Origin of the sequence: Noviluteimonas gilva, from assembly GCF_009740395.1 — a bacterium.
GTDB lineage: Bacteria > Pseudomonadota > Gammaproteobacteria > Xanthomonadales > Xanthomonadaceae > Noviluteimonas > Noviluteimonas gilva.
The window spans coordinates 845,398-868,994 of record NZ_WOXT01000001.1 but is presented as its reverse complement, the minus strand read 5'-3'; the positions used below and the strand labels follow the sequence as shown (position 1 = coordinate 868,994).

Genomic DNA, 23,597 nt, shown 5'->3' with positions numbered 1-23,597 from the left:
CCAGTCCTCCGCCTTTATGGTTCCAGTTGCAATCTTGGACTTCAGCTTTTCGCCATCATTCGGCAACAACAAGTTTTCCTCTGTCAGTACCCGGACAACTTCCTTGACTACATCTTCTGATGGCGCCCCCATACATCTCCCTTAGATCAGTTCCCACTCAACTGTAAACAGCGTGCGCTCCTCAACTTGCTGCTGGAGTTGTTCTTCCAGTTGGCTGATTAGCCCATTGCGCTGTTCCTCCACTTCGTCCTGGCGCGCAAATAGTTCACGACGCAACTTGCTGCGCTTGGCTTCCAGTTCGCGCTGATGTTTCTGGTGCGCCAGCTTTTCTTCAAGCGTGGGTGAGGTTGCGGCGGTGCGGCGCACATCCTTGATTTCGCGGTCGATCTCCTTGATCTCCTGCTCCAGGCCGAGCTTGAGATCGTCCGCCCAGGCATCCAGCTTTTGGACCTCCTGCTCGAAATAGCCAAGGTTGCGCTGATTGATTTCTCGCAGAAGCTCGGTCTTTCGAGTCTCGACATCGGCTAACAACGCACTTTCCGGAGCAGAGATTCCGCCTTGCGTCTGCGAGGCAGGCATGCGGAGTAGCTTGACCGGGTCGTCTTCTTCCAGAACCGCGCCATCGGCAGTGCTTGCTGCCACCATCAGATGCTGCTCGCTTTCGCTCAGTGATTTGACCTCGATCAGCTTGACCGTTAGCCAGCCCGCCTTGCCCCGATAGGTCTCCACCGTACTGATCTTCTGGCCGTGAGCTGCATAATCGAAAACAAGCTTCGCGCCATCCAGCTTTCGAGCCTTGGCCTGTTCCGCGAGCAACACCGCCAGCGGATGGCCAATGCGATATAGATGCGCCTCCCCGGTACGTCGTGGCAGCTCGTAACGCCCCGGACTGACGCTTTCAGGCGCAAGACCATCGGGGATGCGATGCAGGCTGAACCCTTCATCGTCGAAGCTGGCCAGGTCGCCAAGCTCAGCACGCGTCAGGTCCATCAGCATCCGCTCGTAGCGACTACGGGCGCTCTTGCTGTCCTCGGCACTGACGCGTAGTTTCTCCTGCACCTGCTCGTCGAAGTTTTCCAGCAGCGCCTGACGCGTCTTGACCATCGCCTCGCTGATCTCGCTGGAAAGGTCGAGCTGCAATTGCTCGAAGCTCGCCCTGATCTCGTTCGTATCCCGGCAGTTCTGGTAGATGTCGGCAATTCGGCGTTCGAAATCCACGCCCGAGCCGATGGCACCCAGCACCTCGTCGCTGGCACCGAACACGCCGTCGAATAGTTGGAACTTCTGCTCTAGCAGCTCGTATACGCGGCGGTCGGCCTCGTTGCTGCGATCGACAAAGTTGACCACCACCACGTCGAACTTCTGTCCGTAGCGGTGGCAGCGACCGATGCGTTGCTCGATACGTTGCGGGTTCCAAGGCAGGTCGTAATTGATGGCTAGCGAGCAGAACTGCAGATTGATGCCTTCCGCGCCTGCCTCGGTGGCGATCATGATCGTGCCACGCTCCTTGAAATGCTCGACCAGGGCAGCGCGGGTGTCGGCGGTCTTGGATCCTGAAATGCGGTCAGTGCCTTCGTGGCGCTTCAACCACTCCTTGTAGATGGCCTGCGCCCGCGCATCATTGTTGGTGCCGTTGAACAGGACGATGCCGTCGCCGTAGGGCGTATCGGCCAGCAACCCGAGCAGGTATTCCTGGGTCCGCTTGGATTCGGTGAAGATGATGGCCTTCTTCTCCGCCCCCAGCCGGTCCAGTTCGGAGAAGGCCCGATCTAGCGCGGTCAACAGCGCTTTGCCCTTGGCGTTCTCGCGAATGTTGGTCGCCAGATTCTTGAAGTGGCGAAGTTCGTCGATCTCCGAAGAAAGCGCGTCCCGCTCTTCCTGGGACAGGGCCAGGGGCTTCTCGGATTCGCCGGCCGCATCCTCGTCACCGCCCTCATCGGCCAGCTCGTCGAGCGCCTCGTAGTCCTCGTCCAGTGCTTCAGTCAGGTCGACTACGGGGGCCTCGTCCAGTACGCCCTGCAGGCGATTACTCATCGTTGCCAATGCGCCCGCGATGGCATGCGTGCTGGAAGCCAACAGTTTCCACAGAACCAGCGAGATCAGCTGGCGCTGGCTTTGGGGCAACGCCTGAAGATTAGGCCTGCGCAGGTACTCGGCAACGAGCCTTCTCAGCTCCTGCTCTTCTGCCGACGGCGTGAACTCCTGCACGATGGCCTTGCGCGCCGTGTAGGAGACGTAGGCCTGCACCTGCTTGCGCAGGGTGCGCTTGCAGATGGACGACAGGCGCTCACGCAATGCGCCAAAGCCCTGTTCCCTACCGGTTCCGGTGTACTGGGTTCGGAAGCTGTCCAGGTCGCCGAAGACGCGGTCATCGATGATGCTGACGAGGCCATAGAGCTCCAGCAGCGAATTCTGCAGCGGCGTCGCCGTCAGCAGCACCTTCGAATGAACGTGATCGAACGCGTCCTTCAAGGTCGCAGCGATGACGTTTCCCTTCTTGTAGACGTTTCGCAGGCGGTGCGCTTCGTCTAGCACAACCAGGTCCCAGGCGATGTCCTTGACGTCCTTGGACTTGGACTTGGCGAACTGGTAGGAGCAGATCACCGGCCCGGTAATCGTCTGGAAGGGAATCCGTCCCTGCTTGCGGATGGCGTTGTAACTTTTAGCTTCCAGGATCAGGCCCTGCAGGCCGAACTTGTCCTGCAATTCCTGGTGCCACTGCTTGCGCAGGTTGGCCGGTACGACGATCAGGATCCTGCGCCGCCGCTCGGCCCAGCGTTGTGAGATGACCAAGCCTGCTTCGATGGTCTTGCCCAGACCGACCTCGTCAGCGAGGAGCACGCCCCGCGACAGGGGGTTGCGACAGGCGAACAGTGCGGCATCCACCTGATGGGGGTTGAGGTCGACCTGCGAGTCCACCAGCGTGGACGCCAGGGACTCGACAGTGTCGCCCGGGGCCTTGCGAGTCAGCAGCCATGCTACGTACTGGCTTTGGTAGGGGGTTAGCAGGGTATGGGGCATCGGGCGGGCTTTGCGGACTTAGGCTTTAGGGGCCTATGAGCCACGATTCCCGGACCCGCCCCCTAAGTACCTATTCTGCGTGAGCTGACAGGGTAGGGACAGCCTGTCCCGATCCCTGCGACATCCGATTGATCCTGGCGCAGCTCGGTTGCCGGCGCCGGGGGGAGACGCTCCCTTTCGGTGGCTCGAAGCCCAGTGGGTACTTGCTACGCGCCCCGCCCAGCAGGCGCCGCACCAGCGGCATGCCGTCCCCGCCCTTGCGGGTCGCGCCCCGGCGATCGGCCTCCCCCGGCATCAGGCCACGCCAGAAGTTCTTGACCTTCGCTTCGTCCACCTTCAATTCGGAATCCTGCTTACTCATGTACCAGAGCGCGATTCGGAGACCCAGCAGCTTCTCCGTATCGCTGACGTGTACCAGACCCAAGCCGTTGTAGCAGTACCGGTTCCTGTTTGCGTAGCAGTTGAAGTAGCTGCCCTTGTCCGCCCCCACCCGCTTGATCCATGCCTCCCCCATAACCCGTGTCAGGTAATAGGCGCTGCGATGCATATGCCCGTCCAGGACGACCATCAGGTGGTAGTGCATCCCGCGGCTGATGCCGTTCTCACGCTTGATGAGGAAGCCGCGATAGCCGGGTACGATGCGACACATGCGCAACCCGCGGAGGTAGTTCGAGACGGCCCTATCCGCCGCTTTGCTATAGCCCCACCCTTTGGCATCGGGACGGAAGTACAGGTCAATGCGCAGAATAAGCAAGCGCGAGTGACGCTCGAACAGCGCAGACAGATAGTCGCAACCACTCCGGAAGTTGTCTTCCGCTTTGCGCTCATGGTCGTGCAGGAGGTTCTGAAAAGCCTGCGAACGGCACGTGCGCCGGACGAATGCCACCAACTGGCGTAGCTTCTCTACGGCCTCTGCGTCCCGCCCACCGTCAAGCATTGCGTGCTCTGGGTTCGACCAGCGAGTGATTGTCAGCCCCCAGCGCATCACCGCGCGCAGCATTACCGCGACGATCGGATGGAACCGGTGGTGGGAATACGCTTCTTGCCAATTGCGCCCGTCCTCCTCCTGGGAGGCGTAGTAATTGCACGCATCTAGAGCCTGCCTGCCCAGCCTGGTGAGCTTGTACCCGGGCCGGTTAGCCCAACCATCGAACACGGGTTCGACTGGCGGGTTATCTCCCGCCATGATCCAGGTGTAAAGCCGCCGCAGTTTCGGCATGAAGTTCAGCAAGTGCTCGTCGTCGGTGTTGTAGCCAAACACCTGCGCCAGAGGCGTTTGCTCACACAGGAGCGTTGTCGCAAGTTCATGCCGCGAGTCACGCCGGATGATCTCGGCAATGGTCTGACCTAGGTAGCTGCCGTCTTCATCGACGTCATGCTCACTGCTGTCTAACATTCGTTTCTGCTTATGCATCTGGCATCTCTATTTCGTGTCTCGTGTATTTCCATTTGCATTACATACAAGCCGGAATTGAGGAACGACTAAATCATGGGCACAGTCCCGCCTTGGCAGCCTCGATTGCCCAAGAAAAGCAGGGTCTTGATCCCGTCTAATGGCGTGTCGAGATAGCGCAGCGATGCATACCCATTAGCGCGCAACCTGGCGTTCGGCCACCCACTGGAACACGGCAACGGAATGCCAGCCGACGGCACGCTCGCCCAGCTCACGCTGCTTGGGAAACTTCCCTTCCTTCATGTAGAGGTAGATCGTCGATCGGCCCAAGCCAGTAATTTCTTTGACCTGCTTGAGACGCAAAATGGTGTTCGTTGACTGAACATTCATCGCAGCCTTCCTTTGTGATGCCACAACACCGTGGCGGCGCGCACTCTGCCAGCGACGCATGGGCACCTGCATTGTTTCCCCGGAAAGTTCCCAACTTTCCGGTTTTTGCAGTCAGGACGGCATGATGTCGCCCCGAGCCTGGGAGCTTCGGGTAGCTACAAGGCTTCTGGTCCGTTTCCAAATTCGGATAGCTGCCGACTTCTTCGTTATGGAACCTCTACGGGGTAACTCGACACAGTCCGATAACGTCCATGCGCCCGGAAATCGCGTTTCGACGTGGACGGCGCAAATCGCTTACCCCCGCGAACAGTTCGAAACTTTCCGAGGATAGTTGGCGACGGCGCATCTCCAGGCGATATAAGACGGCTCCTCACAAGAACGGGAGTCGCTATGCCGCCCAACGACAATTACAGCCCTGACGTCCTATCTGCGCTGGTGAAGGGCTTGGACAACCTCGGCCCGGAAAGTACGGCCTTGTTGTACGCCGCGAAACCGGCCATCCGTAACGCCATCAAGCGCGGCGTGACCAGCGCGGCCATTCGCCAGGAGATCAGCCGGTCCGCAGGCATCATCCTGTCAGCCGAGCAGTTCGCTCGCCTGCTGGAGCGAGTTGACGAGGATGACGAAGAGTCGAAGCAGGGCGTGCTCTCGCAAGCGCTGGCCGGGCGCCACAACAGATCGCCACCAGGTAGCGGCCCGCCGTGTAGTCGCCACCACCCACCCAACGCATCGCTTTGCCGGTAGGAACCCGCATGTATCCTCGGCAATATTTCGCGTGCCCAATCGAGGCACTACCTGACCTGCTCTACAGCGCCGCCTACGACGTCCGGACTCTTGAGGATGACGTCCCGGCCGAATGCTTGCTGACTGATGCCATTGCAGCCTGCGCTGCAGCTGTGCATCGCTGCCATGACGTGCGGGGACTCGACGCCCGCACCATGCCGTCCACGGTTAACACCCTAGCCCTCGTGCCGAGCGGTCTTGGCAAGGGCACATCGTTTTCTTGCTTCTTCCAGGCCTTCAACGCACACGCAACGGAGAATCACCTTCAGGCTATCGAAGCCCAGGACGGGCAAGTACAGGAAAAGGGGAAGGGCAAGGCCCGTGAACAGGACGGGTTGATCCTGCAGGAAGTCAGCTACCGCGCCTTGATGGAATGTCTGCATGGCATCAACCGCAATACGACCATTCAACACGAAGACGGATCGAGCTTTCTGGAAAGCGACCTGGTCCGGAAATACATTGACAAGCTGACGCAGACCTGGAGCGGCAATCCACCTCTTAAGCACAAGGTTTACCGAACAGATCTGATAGCCGTAGGCGGCCGGTGTTCCTTCGGGTTCCGGATACAGCCCAAGCTGTACTACCCGGTTCTCAAGAAGACGAGTAACGCTAGCTTCCACCAAGGGCTCTGGCCCCGGGCAATCGCAGCCTGTTACGACCCCGAACGCTTTCAGACCCCCATAACCTACATGCCAGTACCACGCTCAACTGGAGGAATGGCGGACCTGACAGCGCGACTGGAGGAGTTGCTGGCCCAAGCGGACGAGCGCCATGCGGCAGGCCTGACGGACCGAATGATCGTGGTACTCGGCAAGGAAGCGGCTACGTTCATGCATGAACTCAAGTTCCGCATGAAGCAGTGGCGTCATACCGAGTATGCCGACATCGACGAGGCAGCGGCGCGCGCGTGGGAGAACACACTCCGAGTGGCGGCAGTTTTCCACATAGTCTGCGTTGGCAAGGGCGAGATTAGCTTGGAGATGGTCGAGCGTGCCTGGATTATCGTCGAGTGGTCTCTCACCCAGCATCGCCTGATCTTTGTTGAGGCCAATCGACCGCCGCCGAAACCCGTACTGGTGAGGCTGATGAAGGCGCCAAAGCCACCGGAGCACCAACAGAGATTGAACGCGGATATGCAGTTCATGCTCGACGCTATCTGCGCCCGTGCCGCCTACTACCAGCGCGAAAGAGTCCTCGTTGGCGAAGTCATGTTGCTCTCAGGTTTTCATCAGACACGCTTCCTCAAGACCCTGGGTTGGCTAATCACCGGCGGCTACGTGGAGATGGAAGGTAACGGCGAGCACGCGAGTGTTCGTCTAACCCAACCCCGCTTTCTAGGTATCGCGCAGGGCTTCAGTCAGAGTGTCTATCACGGCAAATGAAAAAGTGATCGCGAGCAAGGAAGGAGGAGCCGCATGGCTCCTCCTTCCCGTTTGTCACTATTTCCAGGGCAAGACCGGCTGCGACTCCGCTATCTATACCCAGCCATGCGCAGCCATAGCCAAAGTCTGTTGACCACCGACGATGACGTGATCCAGCAGTCGCACGTCCACCAGAGCCAAGGCCTGTTTCAAGCGCACGGTTAGGGCCCGGTCAGCTGCAGAAGGCTCGACGTCGCCTGATGGATGATTGTGCGCAACGATGACCGCGGCGGCATTGCATCGGAGCGCGCTGCGTACCACTTCACGTGGGTGGACTTCGGTACCGCCAATGGTTCCATGGAACAGCTCGACGAACTCGATCAGTCGATGACGAGTGTCTAGAAAGACGGCGGCGAATACCTCGCGTTCCCGGCCGCCCAGCTTGTCCCGAAAGAAGTCGCAGGCCGCGTTCGGATCGCTGAACGACATGCCGCGTTGCATGCGTGCATCCACGATCAGTTGCGCGGCCTGCAGCACCTGTTCCGTCGTGGCCGGTTCATAGCGGCGGGTCCGGCTGCGCACGTACAAGGCCGGATTCGATTGCATGGTCATTACTCCCCTTGCGCATTCCAAAACGCCGAAGGGACGCTAGCGCGTCCCTTCGGCGAACCTCCCACGTTGTCGTTCCGCAGCTGTCAGAAAGCAGTGGGCACAGCATCCGACCCGACTACCGCTGTCGGATCGCTGGCATCCGCTGCATCCGCATCGGCAGCACTGTCTGCCGCCTTGGCCGCCTGCCGAGCATCACCCAAGTTGAACACCACTTTCACGTTTGTCCGGTCCAGGTATATCGCCAACCCATACAGCGCAAAGCCGCACACGACCGCACCACCAATTAGCTTGAACATCATCTTTCTCCTCGTTGTTGATCATCCACTGCTGATGCGGGCGACCTTGTCCTGCAGCCGATCACTGAGCCTGGCAGGCCGGTCCTCCGCTGCCTCCGTCACTGGACCCGCGCCGCCGGCCTCGGAGTAGAACTCCTCGGCCACCGCCGGCACGTCCTCGTCCAGCTCCTCGAACGCGCCGTTGGCGAAACCGCGCCGGGCGGCTTCATCCAGCGCATCCTGGTCAAACCCACTGTCCTTGCGTTGCGCGTCCTTTACCTGCGCCTCGGCAATCGCCTGCTCGAGCGTCATCCCCGTGCGTGCGACCAGGTCGACGTAATAGATCGCCGCCCGATAGCTCATCGTCGTGCTCTTGCCCCGCAGCCTCAGTTCCAGTGGCATGCAGGCCAGTCGCCCGCCCGAGACCGCGCTGAAGTACTGCAACCTGGCTGCAAGCGTACGGATCGTGTTGAACGAGGTCGTCCGCAGCACGAAGCTGCCCAGGGCATCCTCCTCGCCGTCGCCAATCACCACGTTGAAGCGGGCGTAGGCCTTGCACTCGCCTTCGGCGAATCGGCACAGGTCCGGCCCGACGCAGGGCAGGGTCTCGATGCCCTCCTCCCCGCCGCGCCGTCGGCAGCTCTCGCCGTTGCCGACGCACACCGGGCGACCAGTACTGCGGTCGAACAGGGTGTAGTCGGCCCGCAGGTTCAGCGACGGATCGTTGAACAGCAATCGGACCGGGATCGACCGGAGTTTGCCCCCGCCATCCCGGCGCAACAGCTCGTCCAGCGGATGCAGCACCCAGCCGTCCCGGTTCTGCACCTGGCTGGTCAGGGTGAACTGGTCGTCCTTTTCCGGCAGCCGCTTGCCGTTGCGCTCAATCACGCGGCCGATCGAGATCCGCCCGACCACAGGCGGGGTAATCGCAAGACCTTTCAGCATGTGGCTCTCCAATGAGTCAGGCGGCGTCCTCCACGATCACGAACCGGCGACTGCCGGGGCGTGGCACCGTGTAGCGAGCCGCAATGTCGGGGTAGTCCTGCGCCAAGCGCTTCGCGTCAAGCGCGCTGCCGTCTTTGGACCGCTTGAACGTGACTTCGCCGGTGGCAAACACCGCACGCGAGGCATCGCCCATGGCTTCCTGCAACGTCTGCTTGAGCGCTTCGGCGTGCTGGCCTTTGGCGTCGAGCTCATTCCGGAGCGCGCGCAGGTCCGTGAGCACCTGGGACAAGTGCTGGTTCTGCGAGAAGTCCAGGGTGTCGCCACCGCCCGGATACAACTGCCGCAGGGCTCGAGCCGAGGACTCGCTGCCATCGGCGGGGGGCGGGGTGTCGGCCTCGACGTGCTCCCAGAACCGCGCTTCCAGAACGATCAGCCGGCCGATCACGTCCTCGTCCCGGCGGATACGGAATACCTCCAGTTGCTGGCCGCATCGCAGAACCGCGACATCGGCAGCGGCCTTGCCGGTCACCGCCAGCTGGTGTTGGACCTGAATCTGCACGTATTCCGGCACGCCGTCCCGCCACAGGCGGGAGCCGAACTCCCCGGCAGTCTTGCACTCCAGAATCTGGACGTCGGGGCAGCCGACCACTTCCCGATCGATATTGGCCAGCATGAAGGGGAAGGTCGGGTGCTGAAGCACCGCGTTGACCTTGCGGACCCGCCGCTCGGTCTTCTGCTGGTAGGCAACGGCGACGAAGGGCTCCAGCAACGTGCCCCAATACCTGGGGTCGTCAAAGCCAGCGTGCTCCTCGTTGGCAATCGCGCGCCCGGTCTTCTCCATCCACAGTTCAAGCGGGCTCTTGTAGGGGTTAAGGCCGATCGCGGCGGAAGCATCCGAACTGCCGATGCCGCCCTTGCGCACTTCCAGCCAGTCCTCCCGGTCGAGACCCTTCGTCTCGACCAGACGCAGGGCCGTGTGTCGTTCTTTCATGGATCCTCCAGAAGTGAAAAAGCCCGGCCAAGTGGCCGGGCTTTGTGTCGTTGCGCAGTTCCACCGCACTCCGTGATCGCGTGCTCCATGCATCCGGCAACGATGGCGCGAAGGATGCGCTCCGCATCCGTCGACCTGCCGCCATCCAGCAGATGCTTACCAAAGGCGTGGCCAAATGGCTCGGCCACCGCGTAGCACCAGACGCCCGGGAATGTCTCCGCGGACTCCCTCCATACCCGATCCAGCATGCCTGCGTGGTCAATGCAGGCCAGGATGTAACCGAGCTCCCCCTCGAATGCCGGCAGGGCATCAGATAGGGCGTCGCAGTCTGCGAGCGCCTTCTGGGCACCGATGGCGATGTAGGCGATATCGAGCGGGTCGATGGGCATAGCGTCCATCGGCTCACGCCACCAACTTCATGACCTCGTCCCACGCCCGCTGCTTGATCTGGGCGCCCTGCCCGAACCAGGCCGCGTCCCGGCGGTGGTCTTCGCTGCGAGCCCTGCGATGGTGGTCGACGTACTCGGTGACGCTGTTGAGCAGGCCCCAGGCCGTACCTCGGCTGGATGCCATCAGCGCACCTCGACCGCCGCCGTCGTACAGGGAGCGGACGTTGGCCAACGCCTGCTCGTTGACCACTGCCGGCTTGCCCTCCGGGCCTGCGTAGGTGAGCACTCGACGCAGCAGACCTTCGGCGGAATCCGGATCCACCGGTCTTTCGCACAGTGCCTTCATCCTGGCGACGAAGCCATCCCAGGACGACACCGTGATGCCCAACTGGCGCTTCACGGCATCCGCATCGAAGAGGCTGCGGTGGGGCACCTTGATCGCGCCACTGCGATCGCCAAGCGCAATCTGCAGGGTGTTGTTGCAGACCACCCGTACGGATGTGAACTGTGCGGTGGTTGCCAGCGTGCCGTCACAGGCGGTGGCCAGCAGTAGGTAGCCGTCGACCTTGTCCCGGCCCCTGAGGGTCGTGCTCTGGCCGGTACGCGCCAGCGCCCAGAACTTGCGGCCTTCGCGGAGCACACCGGCGGTATCCAGCTCAAATCCGTTGTTGGCGGTCAGGTCGCGGTAGAACTCCAGTACTTCGCCCGGCTGCACCACCTGGAACCGCCGGGAGACCACGGCGAGCGGCGCCTTGGTATCAGACCGGTAAAGCACCTTCTGTTCCGGGAAGGCATTGATGACGCCAACGCCGTTGCCGCCAGTGATGTAGCGAACCTCTGATTCCTCTACAGTCCAGTCCATCCCGGCTTGCCTCTTCCAGACCTCGATAGGCTGCTGTTGGGCCAGCTTGTTGCCCAGCCCGTGCCACGGGCGTTCGCCGGCGTAAGCCATGGTTTCAACCAAGTGCATTGCTGTTCCTCATGCGTTGTGGGCATAAACGCACAAGGCCCGGGCGCAATGCCGGGCCTTGTGGGAGATGCCAGAAGTGGATTGGATCAGGGGCCGCGTGGACCGCATGTCGTGCATTTGACAATGCCGACAAGAACAGCGGCGGCCACCACCAGAACGCAGTAGATCGCGTCGAACTTGCCTCTCATCACATCAGGTCACCCGGTTAGGACGCATCGAGCGGTGCGTCTAAGCGCGAAGCGGCTATCCACCAGCTTCGAGTGGGTGATATAGGCTTGAGAATCTTTTCAATGGCGCTGCGGCGTGATGAATGTCAGGCCATTCGCATGTTGAGGCCGCGAAGCGGGCTTCGGCTTGAATCAATCGTTAGACGCACCTCTTTGCGGGGACATAGATATAGCCATCCACTGGCGTACCAAAAATGGACTGCTCTTGCCCCGATTGATACAGAGCCCCTATGTACATGCAAACAATTGCATCCAGCACATCCTCGTTGTGCTTCAGCTGATCACCTCGTAATGCGCTAATGCGATCTGCATCTATGTACATGTGAAAAGCGCCAGGAACACGAAGAGGTAACGTGGCCGACTCTTCGAGCGCCATAATGAGCTTACTCAGCTCGATTTGGCCATGGCGCTTTTGAAGGATCGTCCCCTTTTTGTACGCCAACCTTTCCGAAAGCCCGAATATCTCGATTAGTGCAGGGTGCGGGTAGCACTCCAGCTGCCACTTGTGATTCGTTGGTGCAAGGTGCCGAAATCCAGCGCTTACCAAATGCGATGACAGCTTCACTCCAGCGGCGTCTGGGAATCTGCGTAGATTTGAAGTGTGACAAGAGGCCTTCCTGCTGCCGTAAAAAACGCCGACCTCTCGTTCGCACTCCCGTTGACCAATTTGATTCCTGATGATCAACGGCCCATCAATCGCGACGCCTTGCAGATCTACGATGCCATCCAGGGCTTCGATAACAGACTGCGTTCCGTAGAGACCCACGAAGACGGATGAGAGTTCGATCACGCCACATTCAATCTTTCCAACGGCAATGGCAGTCGGATTTCGGGCGCCCATCCAGGCAAGATCAACACCGGCGATAATCTGCGTGTGCATTTGATGCCTCAGTTAAGCCGCGCCGCGACGTAGTGGCGGCGGCTACAGCGAAGCTTTGCGCAGCTCATCCCCTAGGCTCGAGAATCCTGGCCACGGCATCCCCCGTGCACTTGGTGATTTGGGCGGTCGCATGCTCAAAGAAGCGCATGGCCTCTAGCTCGCCGGCCGCAGACATGAAGTCTCGCAATGGAACTCTGGCAAGGAGGAGTACGCCGTTGCTCCAGTACCGTGTCTTGTCGTCAGCACCCTTCAACACGTTGCCTTTGGAGAAATCACGGATGCACTGGGCATTGAACTCCGCGGCAGCCTTCCCTCCCTTCGTCCAGAGGTAGGTGTACAACGTTATTCCGAGCTGAGCATTGGTTTCGAGGTAGAACCCCACTTCTATCGAATCTCCGCTGCGCGCCCTTTCTCGCCTTACAAAGAATTTCTCCGCCCAGGCGGTCGCCTTCCTCTTGCGTTCTATGACGAGCTTGGGGTGCCTTGCCCAGGCACCGGCCGTCACGTTCGCGATGGCGTGGACGAGGGCGTTGCCCTCTTCGCCACTCACTTCGAGGATCCGATCTAGCAGTTCCCGGTAGCGTTGGACCTCGAACAATTTCTGGAGCTCGTCAGAGATCGGATCGTCGTCATCGCTTTCGTACTCGAACGCGAGCATGGCGTCCTGGTGCTTGACCCAGAACCCAAGGGCCGGCGACTGGGTCGGAAATTCGTCAACCATGCGATTGATTCTCCAAAAGGGTTTCGAGTTCGAAGCTGTTACCTTGCAATACCTCGTCGATGACGTTCGAGGTGCGGACGCTGCAAAGGTCGTTGAGCATCCCTGCCACGAAGTATCGTGCGTAATGGAATCCCTCTGCCGTGCGGGCGTCTGGCAGCGCCTGCATCATCGCCCGCGCAGCTTCCAAGTAGCGCACGGCTCGGAATCCGGCGGCCAAGGCTTTCGTGCCGTGAGGAGTCAAGTAGACGTACGTGCACACCGGAAACGCTCTTCCGAAGTCCCGGCTATACCGTTCCGTCTGCGTGATACCCTCGCGGGAGTCGACCTTGGCCTCGATAACTACGGCGTGGTCGTGGCTTGCGATCACGATGTCGGCGCGACTCGTTTCGTTGATGGCGAACTCGGTGTAGACCGAGATATCGCGATCGTCGGCCTGATTGATTATCCGCGCCGCTTCGGAATCATCCAACAGCATCGAAAGGAATGCGCGAAGCAGGCGTCCTCCGAACCCGTGCTCGGCACTGGGATCGAAAAGCCACCCCAACACCTGGGTGACCGACAGTTCGCGCCGGCTTTGGCCCAGCGGGCGCAAGAGAGAGCATGAGCAAAAGAGTGGACTGTCCGGAAACTGCGCCTGGTGCTCTTCGACGAGACGTTTCGCGTTCTCGCGCGCTGTTTGCAGTGCGGTGGCGAGCTTGCTATCTAGCTCCGCCAGGAGCTCGGCATCAAATCCTTCCGCGACGGGTGGCGGGGATGGCGCGGCAAGTTGCGCGGCACATCGCTCGATGTCGTCGCGCAGCTCGTCCAGATACTCACTGGAAAACGCTTGAGTGGTCATGGACCCCTTTTTGGCATCCTTCTCCATCTACGCCACCTTCAGTTTCGAGCCGCTAAAGGCGGACCACAGTCCAACCAGTGCCAACGTATCCAGCGCACAATAAGCAGTTAGTTGGCGTTCGATTTCCGCCTTACGCTCTGCTGTCGTTGCTCGATCACGGGAATCCAGCGAATTACTCGCCATCAGGTGACTTTCCTTGCTTTCTTGCGGTGTCCGGCAACTTCACTTCGACCAGCTCTTGCTCCAACGTCAATGCTGGCAATTCCTCGAGCATTGACCATCCAGCATGGATCGCCGTCGCTCTCATTGCATCGCGCATCGAATCTGACACCTTTTTCCCACAGCCATGTGCTGTTGCGTCCATGAGCCATGGTTGCAGCGACACGCCTGCCGGCAGCGCCACCTCCTGCAATCGAGCCGCAATCCGAAAGCCACCGACGTCGATGTCTCCCCAGTGGTAGAACGTCGCTGATTGTGAAAGCTGCTCGGTTAGGCGACGGAAACCAGCAACCCATGCCGGTGATGGCATGCCACCGGTGAACACGACCAGTCCATCCGTTCTGCCCGTCATCGCTTCAGCGGCCATGTGGAACGTTGTCAGGTTCTCGATCGTCAGTACCCACGCCGGCGTAGCCGCCAGGCCACGCACGTTCCGCGGCGCCACGCCAACGTAGGGCCGCGCGATTGTGCAATCAGGCCCCTGCTGCATCAGGATGGTGCCTGCCCCAGCGACCATCAGCGGCAGCGGCTGCTTGACCAAGCCGAGCGTCTTGAGCACCTCCCACTTGCCACGTGGTCGGCTTGCCAGCCCTCCTCCGGACAGCACGTCGAGTTGCGGTAGCAGTTGTTCGATCCGCTTCGTATCCGAGAACAGGCGTCCACTGAGGACACGGATGACCTGATCCTCCCCGGGCCTAGCTGCTAAGGCATCGAGCACGTGCAGAGCATCTCGCCACGAGCGCCAGGAGTCTGGTCCCATTGCACGCACGCGGCGCAGCGCCGCCCACGTCTGCAATATCTCGCTCAGGCGCGGATAGCGCTCCAGCCATGGCTTCAGCTCCTCCTTGGCGGCCTGCAGCTGACCCACGTTCGTGCTCAGGCCAAGCAGGTCGGCCAGCACATCCACGTCGCGCACGCGCACCCACTCCAGCGGTCGATCCTCGCCGCCTTGGTCGCCCCACCCCGCCTCCACTGCGCCGCGCGTGACCGCACTCCGGATCTGCTCGTGGCCGCGCATGCGCTCGTCAAAGCCCTGCCGCCAGTAGATCGAGTTGGTGGGCTTGAGGTTTGATTTCTGCGGGGCAGCCGTAGACCCGGTTACCCGCTTCCGTTCGCCGCGCTGCATCTGCTCGCGCAAGACGGCCTCCACCCACACACATAGCACCGGCCGACGCCCCTCAGCCACCTGCGGGCTCCGCAACCTCGGCCAAGGCCTCCTCCATCAGTTCCGGATGCACGGCGACGATGTCGCTGGCCAGCAACTCCCGGGCAGCCGGCTTCACCTCGTTGCGGAACAACTGGATCCGCTTCGATCCGAACCGCGCCATGTCCCAATACACGTCGAGGAACGACGACATCTTTGCCTGGTCGGATTCGGGGCCGGCGATGACCATCTGCAATCCGAGGGCATTGAGGTACTCGGCAGTCGCACGCACGTTCTGGGCATCCATCTTCTCGAACGCCTCGTCCAACATGATCAACCCGCCGCACCCTGGCGTGCCCGCCGGTTTGCCAAACGCGGCAGCCAGCGCGGCACCGAAGATGACGTAGAGCGGCGTGCGGTGCTCGCCACCGGAGCCGGGCCCGAACCGCTTGCTGAGCCTCCCCTTCAACTCGCCGCCGGCATAGATGTCGACGTCGTAGCTGAAGAACAACCGATGGTCGTTGAGCGGACTGTTCTCCAGCTGCAGCGGCGAGCCCTTGCCATCGCCTTCCACCAGCAGCCGAAATTCCTCCGGGATGGGACCGGAGCCGCCAAACAGCGTGGCCTCGCTCTCACCCATCTCCCGCACGCGTTGCAGGAACTCGTATAGCTTCCGGTGCTGGTCGACCTTGGTGGCCTTGAACTGGTACCGCTCGCCGTTGGTGAACTCCGGCGCCTTGTCGAGTATCCGGTTCAGCCCCTTGATCTGCTCCTCGATCGCATCGAAGCCGTTGAGCAAGGTATGCGCAACGTCCGACCGGAAGACGTCGACGGCGGCGGCGTACGCGCGGTCGGCCTCGTCCTTCTTCTCGACGAGCTCCAGTTCGGACATCCGCTTGATCTCGCCTTGGATCATGACCTGGGCCTGCCGCCAGTCCTGGTCGCGGATCTCGTGGTTCTCGAGCTGGTAATTGGCCAAGTACGTGGTCATGAGGCCCCACGCCTTGATGTTGGCGGTGTTGCCGTGTCGGGCGCTGTCCTCGTGCTGTTTGGTGCACTCGGCGATTGCCGCCGCCGCATCTTCCTCAGTCTTGGCGTCCACTGCCTGCCGAAGCTCCTCGGCCGCATTGAGGTCGCACAGTGGGTTCTGGCGTGCGGCCGACTCAGCCACCTGGGCGTCGATTTGTTCGCGCTCAAGCCGTTCGAGCTGTCCGCGCATGCCACCCAAGGCCGATCCAATCCGCGTCAATTCGTTCGAGGCGGCGATCTTGGCCGTGTCCTTCGCCTCGTGTTCCTTCGCTGCGTCCGCTGCCGCAGCCTTAAGCGCGGCGACGCCACCGGAGGCACCCGCTTCGACGATTGTCTCCACTTGGGTGATCGCGGCTTGCTGGTTCACGATCTGGCTGACGGTCGCCTGGAGACGCTTCTGGATAGTGTCGCTGTCGCCAGCCGACGCGAGCGCCTGACCGATGTCCACCACCAACTGCAGCCGATGCTTGACCGCCTCGTAATGCTCATCCGCCTTCCGCAGCGCCTCGCGCGCCGCCCGCAATTGCTCATCATTGCTGAGCCCACCGATGCGCAGGCCGGCCGTCGTCAACAGGCGCAGGCGATCGATGCCGCCGCCAGAGCTGACCATGCCATCACGCGAGAGCGCCTTATGGCCCACGCGCAGCTGCTCACTGCTGTCCACCAGCGCTACTTTGCCTAGCTCGCCCTGCAGGAAGCGCACGGCGCCCTTGTCGTCGCCGGCGATCAGCTGGGCAGCATATTTGCCCCCACCGGGGGCCTGCCACGGGCGGGTACGCGTGCTCAGAGCGAGTTTGGCGCCGTAGATATCCCGACGATTGCGTCGGTAGAGATCTACCGCGGCCGTTTCCTGCGCCGGATCGTGAACCAACAAAGCGTCGACATTTCGCCCAAGGTAGGCCTCGATGGCCGGCTGCCATTCCGGATCCTTGACTTCGACCAGATCGCACACGGGCGTGGTGCGGATGTCGGCCTCCTCAAGCAGGGCCTGCAGACCTGCCACTTCGCGCCTAAGCGGCGCCCGACCGGAGCCGGCCCGAGCGATGTCGCCCTTGGCCAAGGCCAGCGCCTGGTTCGCCTCGACCGACTGTTGGGCGAGCTCCATCCGCACATCGTCGACAGCTTTGTGCAGCGCACCGATGGCGTTGGCCAACACTAGAGTGTCCTCTGGCTGGATCTCCTCTTCCCGCCCCACGTGTTGGGTCAGTGCGGACAGGTACTCAAGCGCCTTCGCACCGCTACCTTGCATATCGGCTAGGTCCTTGTTGCCCACTAAGCGGCGCACTGTGCCGCCCAGCCGGGCCAGCTCGTCCTTGAACCCGACCCGCAACCCGCCCAGATCCTCTCGACTCTTGTCCAGTTCCTTCCTGCTGCCCAACTGACTCAGGTATTCCGGATCCTGGTTCAGCGCGACCTCCGCCGTCACTAGTCGCTTGTGTGCCGCCGCGGCATCGGCCTCCGCCTTGCTCAGCGCCACTTTCGCCGAAGTCTCCTGCAGCGTGAGATGTTCGATCATGTCCGCGGCTTCGCCTACCTGTTCGCCGAGCCGTTCGGACGAGTACACGGCCTTCAAATAACCGTAGTTGGCCGCCTTGACGAAGTGCTGCCTGACTGTGCGGTACTGCTTTTCGACGGCCTCGGCCTCGGCCAAGCGTTCGGCCAGCTCCTGGATGGTGCGCTGGATCTCTCGGAACTGGTCCAGCCTGGCGCGGAACTGAGTGACGTTGGTCGGTCGCGCCTCGATCAGGTGGCTGCGGAGGGTCTCGTTGAGGTCGTCGACGTCGCGGTTGAGCTTGAGCGATCGGGCGAAAGCCGTGCGGATCGCCCGATAGTTCGGCGACTCGCCGCGCTCGGCCAGATGCGCGCCGAACAACTGGCGGGAGAACTCCTCGCCGTTGATGGTGAACACCGGCGTGGTACCAACCGCCCTGCAGCGATCGGCAAGTTCGTGCTGCATCCGTCGCCAGGGCAGCACCATCTCCTTTCCACCCTGCATCTCGATCATCTGCTCGGTGCGTAGCGCGACGCCGGGGAGGATGTAGAGGCTGTGGAAGATGTGATCCTGGCTGTCCAGGGTCGCGGATAGGGCGGCGCCGGCGGTCACCGCCACACCGGTATCGGGATCGCGGAACACCAAGTTGATATAGGTGTTGGCCGAGTCCCGGCACACGTCGCTCGGCCGTTGCCCATACACGCCGAGGCAGTAGTCGCGGAGGCTGCGGGCCCGGCGCTTTCCTTCGCTCGAGGCGTTGAAGTGGATCCGGTTGCGATCGGCGCCCAGCAGCACAATCTGCAATGCATCGAGCAGTGCCGTCTTCCCGGTACCGTTGGGCCCGAGGAAGGCCGTGTTCCAACCGACATCAAGATCTTGCCGGGTGTAGAGGAAGTACTGGACCAGACCAATCGACTCAAGCTGCTTCATCGTCGGCCTCCTCTTCGACCACTTCGGAGTCGACGCCGTAGGCCGCTAGCTGCAGCAACGCGGTCTGGCCCAGGATGTCGGTGATCGCCGGGCGGATCGCGATCTGGAAGGGTTGGTCGTCTGCCGCTTCGATCTCGCGGGCCATGCCGTTGCGCTTGAGCGAGCGCACCAGTTCGCGCATCTCGCCGCGATCAGGCAACTGCCTGCCCAGCAGATCCTTGTAGAGCTGCTCAAGCTCCTCCAGGGTGACGAAGGCCTCCCCGTCCACGATGTCGACCGCGTTGATCCGGTCGTCGTAGACCCGTCGCAGCAGCAGCGCCAGCCGCGTCTCCTCCAGCCGCATCCGGGCACCGAAGGCGTGGCGTGGGATGACGACGACGTAGCCATGGTGCGGGTTATGGGTAATCGTCATCCCGAAATGCTCGAACACGTCGCGGAAAGGCCCCAGGTGGCGAGTCACCAGTTCATAGGGCACGCGTCCGCCGCGGTCGCCGGCGTAGATCACCTGCTCCATCATCAGGCGATAGGCCGCTTGCTGGTAATCCTGCTCCTCGTAGACGCCGTTGCTCTGTGCCGCCAGTCGCTCCCAGTTGGCCATCACGCTCCCTCACGTTCGACGACAAAGCGTCGATGGGTCATGTAAACGTTGTTCGTCATGCGCTCGTCCTCGAATCTCACCCGGATCCCGCGCAGCATCTGCATGACGGGGTCGTGCCGACGCAACTGCAGAGGCGCGTCGTCGCGCGAAGCGATCAGCAGCAGGCGTTGGTAGCAGCACAGGTCGTTGATTGACTCGATCTCGAGCGCGTCCGAGTCCACCCGCTGCTTGTCGTCGAGCATCCGCGCGACATAGTTGGCCAGCTGCACGGCGGTGACCTTCCGGTTCTCGACCATGCGCCGGCGCAGCCACTCCATCGCCAGCTCCTCATCCGATAACTCGATCGCCTCGACGGCGGTGGCCACCTGCTCCCTGAAGGGTCTGCGGGGCTTGGCCAGCGCGAGCGCCGACCAGTGCACGCCGCCGGCGTCGCCGGGCAACGCAGGGTGACCCTCTTCCATCCCCGCCAACGAGGCGCAAGCCCGGCTGATCAGCTTGTCCAGGTGTTTCGGGGCGCGCAGCTTGTACTCGATCAACGCCAGCGCCCGCTGGTTAGCGATGTTGATCTCCTCGTCCAACCGGGCGAGGTGATCCTCAATGTTGTTCAGGCGCAGCAGTTGGTGGGTATCACGCCGATAGACAGCCTCCCCACGCTCCCGGTCACCCTTGCCGATGTGCTCGACGTACCAGCTGACCAGTCGCTCACGCGAAGCCTCGTCATCCTGCAGCGCATAAGTCTTCTCGATGATCTGGCCGCGGTACTGCAGGGGATGGTTGCGGGTCCGTAGCTCGCTGTAGTCGGCGATGTACACCCGCTCAACGAAGTCGGTGAAGAAGCCATGGACGAAGTCGCGTGCGGACTCCAACTCCACCAGGCCGTCCATCAAGTCTTGCACCCGACACCCGGTATTGATGATGTGCGCCATGCACTGCCGGGCCTGCTTGGCCGCGGTCTGGTAGGCGCTGCAGGCATTGGGATCGCTGCTGTCCTCGGTGACCGAGCGCAGGTTGAGCAGAATCGATCGCACCTGGCCGCCGATGTACTCGGGTTCCTGCCGGGCGAACTCGTTGAGCATCGTGAACAGCATGCCGATCCGCGGCTTCACTGTGACCATATCGACCAAGCCGCGGCGCCGCACCGAGAACCATCCCGCTTCGGAAAGCGTCTTGAAGATCATGTGGCTGAGCACGCCCACTGGGGTCTGCAGCTCGCCGTCCCAGGGATCATTCGCCACGATGCACGACTCGATGACCCGAACCACCACGGTCTTGGACACCTCCTCGCCCGGGGCGCGACCGTCGTCGCCCCAGAGCGTCGACATCACCCTCGATAGAACGTCCCAGTAGTGGCGGCTGTTAGCCACGCCCAAGGGCCGGAAGATGCCTTCCGGCAGTCGATCGAACAGCGGTGCGACAGCTTCCTGGTCCAATTTGGAGCCTCGGGTCCCCGGCCACGGCATCGGTAGCATAAAACGTCCGATACTTTTATGCTACCGGCAACCCAGCCCACGTCGGCGCCATGGCAAAGACCCCCCGCGGCCACCAAGAACGCGTGAAAGCAGTAGAGATTCTGCTGCTGTGGGAGGGCCGGGTCTCCCGCCCGCGGCTGGCGGAGATCTTCGACGTCCACGGCACCGTCCTCAGTCGCGACATGGCCGCCTACGCCCACCTGGTGCCCGACAACTGCCAGTACGACACCGGCGCCCGAGCCTACGTCGTTACGCCATACGCGCGCCCACAGCTCACGGATGGTCGATTCAGTGAGTACGAAGCCCTAATCGGCACGCTCGCCCTACGTGGACTGCGCGCGGGCGTCGAGCTCATCTCGGCCCAACAGCACGCCACGCATATCCAGCACGGACCGTTCTCTCGAATCCACACCGCGATTCGCGAGGGCAAGCAGATCCAGATCGAGTATCGATCGCTCAACAATCCAGAAGCACACGAGCGTACGATCCGGCCCCACGCCCTCATCCAAGCCGGACCGCGCTGGCACGTTCGCGCGTACTGCGACAGGGCCAAGGAGTTTCGTGACTTCAACCTCGGCCGGATAAGCCGAGTAGACGATCCGGCGCATTCGCTGCTGCCAGGAGCAGAGGAAGACCAGGCGTGGGACACGCTGATAACGCTTCGATTGATCCCGCACCCACACTTGAGTGCTGCCCAGGCCCAACTCGTTCGCGATGAGTACATGGCGGGCACCGTTGCGCGGGTTTTCGAAGTCCGCCTTCCCGTGTCTAAGTACCTTGTCCAAGCGTACAGGGCGGCGGTTGATACCAGCAGGCAGCTCCCACCAGACTTCATTCTGGCAGTGCATAAGCCAAGCGAACTTCCACCAGGAGCACTGCTATAAGTGTAGAACTGAGGAACAGCGAGATCTCCGGGGGAGCCATGAGGTATCTGACAAAGAGTCGTTTCGCGCTCGCGCTCGAATGCCCAACCAAGCTCGAATACAGCGATGCGCCGGCGTTTGCGAACGCGGATCTCGACAACGAGTTCCTAATCGCTCTGGCGGAGGGAGGGCATCAGGTCGGTGCCTTGGCAAAATGCCTCTTTCCCGATGGCATCGAAATAGAAGCCATCGGACACGACGCGCAGGCTGACCTGACCGAGGAGATGCTCAAACAGGGCGATATCACCTTGTTTGAGGCCGCCATTCGCGTCGGACGCCTGTTTGTGCGCACAGACCTACTGCGCAAGTCAGGCGATGTGCTGGATCTGTTTGAGGTCAAGGCAAAGGGCATCGACCCTGCCGATCCGCAGATCCTCGGAAAGCGAGGTGGGTTCCTGAGCGGCATGAAGCCCTACCTCTACGATGTCGCGTTTCAGCGTTACGTCTTGAAGAAGGCTTATCCGCAAGCGACAGTTCGAAGTCATTTGGTAATGCCCAACAAAGCAAGCCTCTGCGACGAAGGCAACTTGGCGCAACGGCTGCAAGTTCGGCGGGACGGCGGACGAGTCCGCATTGAAATCGACCCCTCTTTGCAGGATGGCAACTTGGCACGCCAGGTGCTCCACACCCTGCCCGTCGACGAGTATCTCGACCAGCTAGAAACCCTCCCCCTGGAGATGGGGGGATGGGGAGCTGGATTTGGCGAGGGCATTGAGGAGTTGGCACGTCGCCTCGACACCGAACCCTACCCACCTAGGCTCGGAAGTCACTGCAAGTCCTGCCAATACCGTGCGACCACCGAAGCGTTGACACAAGGCAAGCTGGATGGCCGCGGACGCTGCATTTCGGCGGCCTACCAGGTCGAGCCGCACCAAACATCGATGGGAACCGTGTTTGACCTGTATTCCTCTCGGCAGACCGATGCCTTGCTAGCCGAGCGCAAGCTGCTCTTGGTCGATATCGAACCAGAGAACGTCAAGTTCGACCCGAAGGAAGACGAGATTGCCCTTTCCCATCGGCAGTGGCTGCAGTCCGAGGAAGCGCGTGGCGCATTGAATGGTCCGTTCGTCCGTTCGGATCCACTCCGCGCGCAGATCGAGGCATTGACGTATCCGCTGCATTTCATCGACTTTGAAACCTCGCGCCCAGCGCTCCCCTTCCACGCTGGACGTCGCCCATACGAGCAGCTGCTCTTTCAGTTCTCACACCATCGATTGAATGCCGATGGGGCACTCGCGCACGAAACACAGCACTTGTCGGAGTCCTTGGCCGACCTACCGAACTTTGAAACCGTTCGCGCCTTGAAGACGGCCTTGGCCGGAGACGGCGGCACCGTATTGCACTGGTGGGATCACGAGCGCACCGTCCTCAGTGAAGTGCGTAGGCAGCTGCTGGCAAGCCCCATCGAACAAGTTGCCGATCGCGACGAACTCGTGGCATTCATCGATGATCTGCTCGGCGACAAGGGTGTGCCCGGGCGCTTGTTTGATTTGGGCCGCCTAGTGCATCGCACAATCTTCTTCCCGGGGACGCGCGGAAGCAGTTCGCTTAAGAAGGTGCTACCGGCACTCCTTGCATCGTCAGCTCGCCTGCAACAGCGGTACGCCGAACCTATCTACGGCCGCGACGACGGCATTCGGAGCATGAACTTCGAAAACCACGTTTGGGTGCAGCGCAACGAGGCAGGCTCGGTCATTGATCCATACCTACTTCTTGGTGAGCGATGCGAAGATCCAGACCTGGTTGGCCTTGAGCGACTCGAGGATGAGGAACAGGCTATCGCCGATGGCGGCGCCGCGATGGTGGCCTACGGCCTCCTCCAGAGCGGCCTGTTGGATGAGGCGGCAGTTCAACGCTTGCGTGTCCAGCTTTTGCGCTATTGCGAGCTCGACACGTTAGCGATGGTCTTTGCGTGGGAAGGCTTGAATGAACTTATCGCATAGCAGATTGCGTCAAATATTTTAGCGGATACTTGTCAATCTGGACGCTGGAAGACG

Annotated in this window: 20 protein-coding genes; 4 read left to right on the top strand and 16 right to left on the bottom strand. The window is 61.4% G+C overall.

Going from position 1 to position 23,597, the window contains the following annotated elements; genetic code table 11:
- Positions 1–141 precede the first annotated feature (141 nt).
- The 3 genes from GN331_RS03985 to GN331_RS03975 form a co-directional block, all read right to left on the bottom strand.
- On the bottom strand, positions 142–3,021 hold the full coding sequence (locus GN331_RS03985; RefSeq protein WP_156640512.1) for an SNF2-related protein: 2,880 nt from the start codon (positions 3,019–3,021) through the stop codon (positions 142–144).
- Between the two features lie 70 nt (positions 3,022–3,091).
- The gene (locus tag GN331_RS03980) at positions 3,092–4,435 is read right to left on the bottom strand and encodes a YagK/YfjJ domain-containing protein (RefSeq protein WP_156640510.1); all 1,344 of its coding nucleotides are present in this window, start codon (positions 4,433–4,435) and stop codon (positions 3,092–3,094) included.
- Positions 4,436–4,609: 174 nt separating this feature from the next.
- On the bottom strand, positions 4,610–4,864 hold the full coding sequence (locus GN331_RS03975; RefSeq protein ID WP_425489262.1) for a helix-turn-helix transcriptional regulator: 255 nt from the start codon (positions 4,862–4,864) through the stop codon (positions 4,610–4,612).
- Between the two features lie 330 nt (positions 4,865–5,194).
- Here GN331_RS03975 and GN331_RS03970 point away from each other — a divergent pair, with 330 nt between their 5' ends.
- Both GN331_RS03970 and GN331_RS03965 read left to right on the top strand, forming a co-directional pair.
- Positions 5,195–5,548: a hypothetical protein gene (locus tag GN331_RS03970; protein WP_156640508.1), complete on the top strand. Its 354-nt coding sequence runs from the start codon at positions 5,195–5,197 to the stop codon at positions 5,546–5,548.
- 8 nt (positions 5,549–5,556) lie between these two features.
- Positions 5,557–6,969, top strand: coding sequence for a DUF3987 domain-containing protein (locus GN331_RS03965; protein ID WP_156640506.1), 1,413 nt, complete (start codon positions 5,557–5,559; stop codon positions 6,967–6,969).
- Between the two features lie 93 nt (positions 6,970–7,062).
- Here the strand turns inward: GN331_RS03965 and radC are convergent, their stop codons facing one another.
- The 13 genes from radC to GN331_RS03900 all read right to left on the bottom strand — a co-directional run bounded on the left by radC (position 7,063) and on the right by GN331_RS03900 (position 20,638).
- Complete coding sequence (radC, locus tag GN331_RS03960; RefSeq protein ID WP_156640504.1) at positions 7,063–7,560, bottom strand: RadC family protein; 498 nt, start codon at positions 7,558–7,560, stop codon at positions 7,063–7,065.
- Between the two features lie 83 nt (positions 7,561–7,643).
- Entirely contained in the window at positions 7,644–7,859 is a 216-nt protein-coding gene (locus tag GN331_RS03955; RefSeq protein WP_231734322.1) for a hypothetical protein, read from the bottom strand.
- An 18-nt stretch (positions 7,860–7,877) separates the two neighbouring features.
- Entirely contained in the window at positions 7,878–8,780 is a 903-nt protein-coding gene (locus GN331_RS03950; protein WP_156640501.1) for a recombination directionality factor, read from the bottom strand.
- A gap of 16 nt (positions 8,781–8,796) precedes the next feature.
- Positions 8,797–9,771, bottom strand: a complete 975-nt coding sequence (locus GN331_RS03945; protein ID WP_156640499.1) for a YqaJ viral recombinase family nuclease — start codon at positions 9,769–9,771, stop codon at positions 8,797–8,799.
- A complete protein-coding gene (locus tag GN331_RS03940) occupies positions 9,768–10,160 on the bottom strand; it encodes a hypothetical protein (protein ID WP_231734321.1) in 393 nt (130 codons plus the stop codon). The genes GN331_RS03945 and GN331_RS03940 overlap by 4 nt, the downstream gene beginning before the upstream one ends.
- A 13-nt stretch (positions 10,161–10,173) precedes the next feature.
- On the bottom strand, positions 10,174–11,130 hold the full coding sequence (locus tag GN331_RS03935) for a DUF932 domain-containing protein (RefSeq protein WP_156640492.1): 957 nt from the start codon (positions 11,128–11,130) through the stop codon (positions 10,174–10,176).
- A 366-nt stretch (positions 11,131–11,496) separates the two neighbouring features.
- Positions 11,497–12,237 carry a DUF429 domain-containing protein gene (locus GN331_RS03930; protein ID WP_156640490.1) on the bottom strand — a complete coding sequence of 247 codons (741 nt, stop codon included), beginning with the start codon at positions 12,235–12,237 and terminating at the stop codon, positions 11,497–11,499.
- A 64-nt stretch (positions 12,238–12,301) separates the two neighbouring features.
- Complete coding sequence (locus GN331_RS03925; RefSeq protein ID WP_156640488.1) at positions 12,302–12,958, bottom strand: hypothetical protein; 657 nt, start codon at positions 12,956–12,958, stop codon at positions 12,302–12,304.
- Entirely contained in the window at positions 12,951–13,823 is an 873-nt protein-coding gene (locus GN331_RS03920) for a PD-(D/E)XK nuclease family protein (RefSeq protein ID WP_156640486.1), read from the bottom strand. Before GN331_RS03920 ends, GN331_RS03925 begins: the two co-directional genes overlap by 8 nt.
- A gap of 145 nt (positions 13,824–13,968) precedes the next feature.
- On the bottom strand, positions 13,969–15,153 hold the full coding sequence (locus GN331_RS03915; RefSeq protein WP_156640484.1) for a Wadjet anti-phage system protein JetD domain-containing protein: 1,185 nt from the start codon (positions 15,151–15,153) through the stop codon (positions 13,969–13,971).
- A gap of 40 nt (positions 15,154–15,193) precedes the next feature.
- Entirely contained in the window at positions 15,194–18,610 is a 3,417-nt protein-coding gene (locus GN331_RS03910; RefSeq protein ID WP_156640482.1) for an SbcC/MukB-like Walker B domain-containing protein, read from the bottom strand.
- Complete coding sequence (locus GN331_RS03905) at positions 18,597–19,208, bottom strand: DUF4194 domain-containing protein (protein ID WP_156640480.1); 612 nt, start codon at positions 19,206–19,208, stop codon at positions 18,597–18,599. Before GN331_RS03905 ends, GN331_RS03910 begins: the two co-directional genes overlap by 14 nt.
- Positions 19,208–20,638 (bottom strand): Wadjet anti-phage system protein JetA family protein, encoded by a 1,431-nt coding sequence (locus GN331_RS03900; protein ID WP_197426989.1) that lies wholly within the window; start codon positions 20,636–20,638, stop codon positions 19,208–19,210. Before GN331_RS03900 ends, GN331_RS03905 begins: the two co-directional genes overlap by 1 nt.
- A gap of 89 nt (positions 20,639–20,727) precedes the next feature.
- On the opposite strand from GN331_RS03900, the gene GN331_RS03895 reads away from it, so the two are divergent.
- On the top strand, positions 20,728–21,561 hold the full coding sequence (locus tag GN331_RS03895; RefSeq protein WP_156640476.1) for a helix-turn-helix transcriptional regulator: 834 nt from the start codon (positions 20,728–20,730) through the stop codon (positions 21,559–21,561).
- Positions 21,562–21,599: 38 nt separating this feature from the next.
- On the top strand, positions 21,600–23,543 hold the full coding sequence (locus GN331_RS03890; RefSeq protein ID WP_156640474.1) for a DUF2779 domain-containing protein: 1,944 nt from the start codon (positions 21,600–21,602) through the stop codon (positions 23,541–23,543).
- The last annotated feature ends 54 nt before the right edge of the window (positions 23,544–23,597 follow it).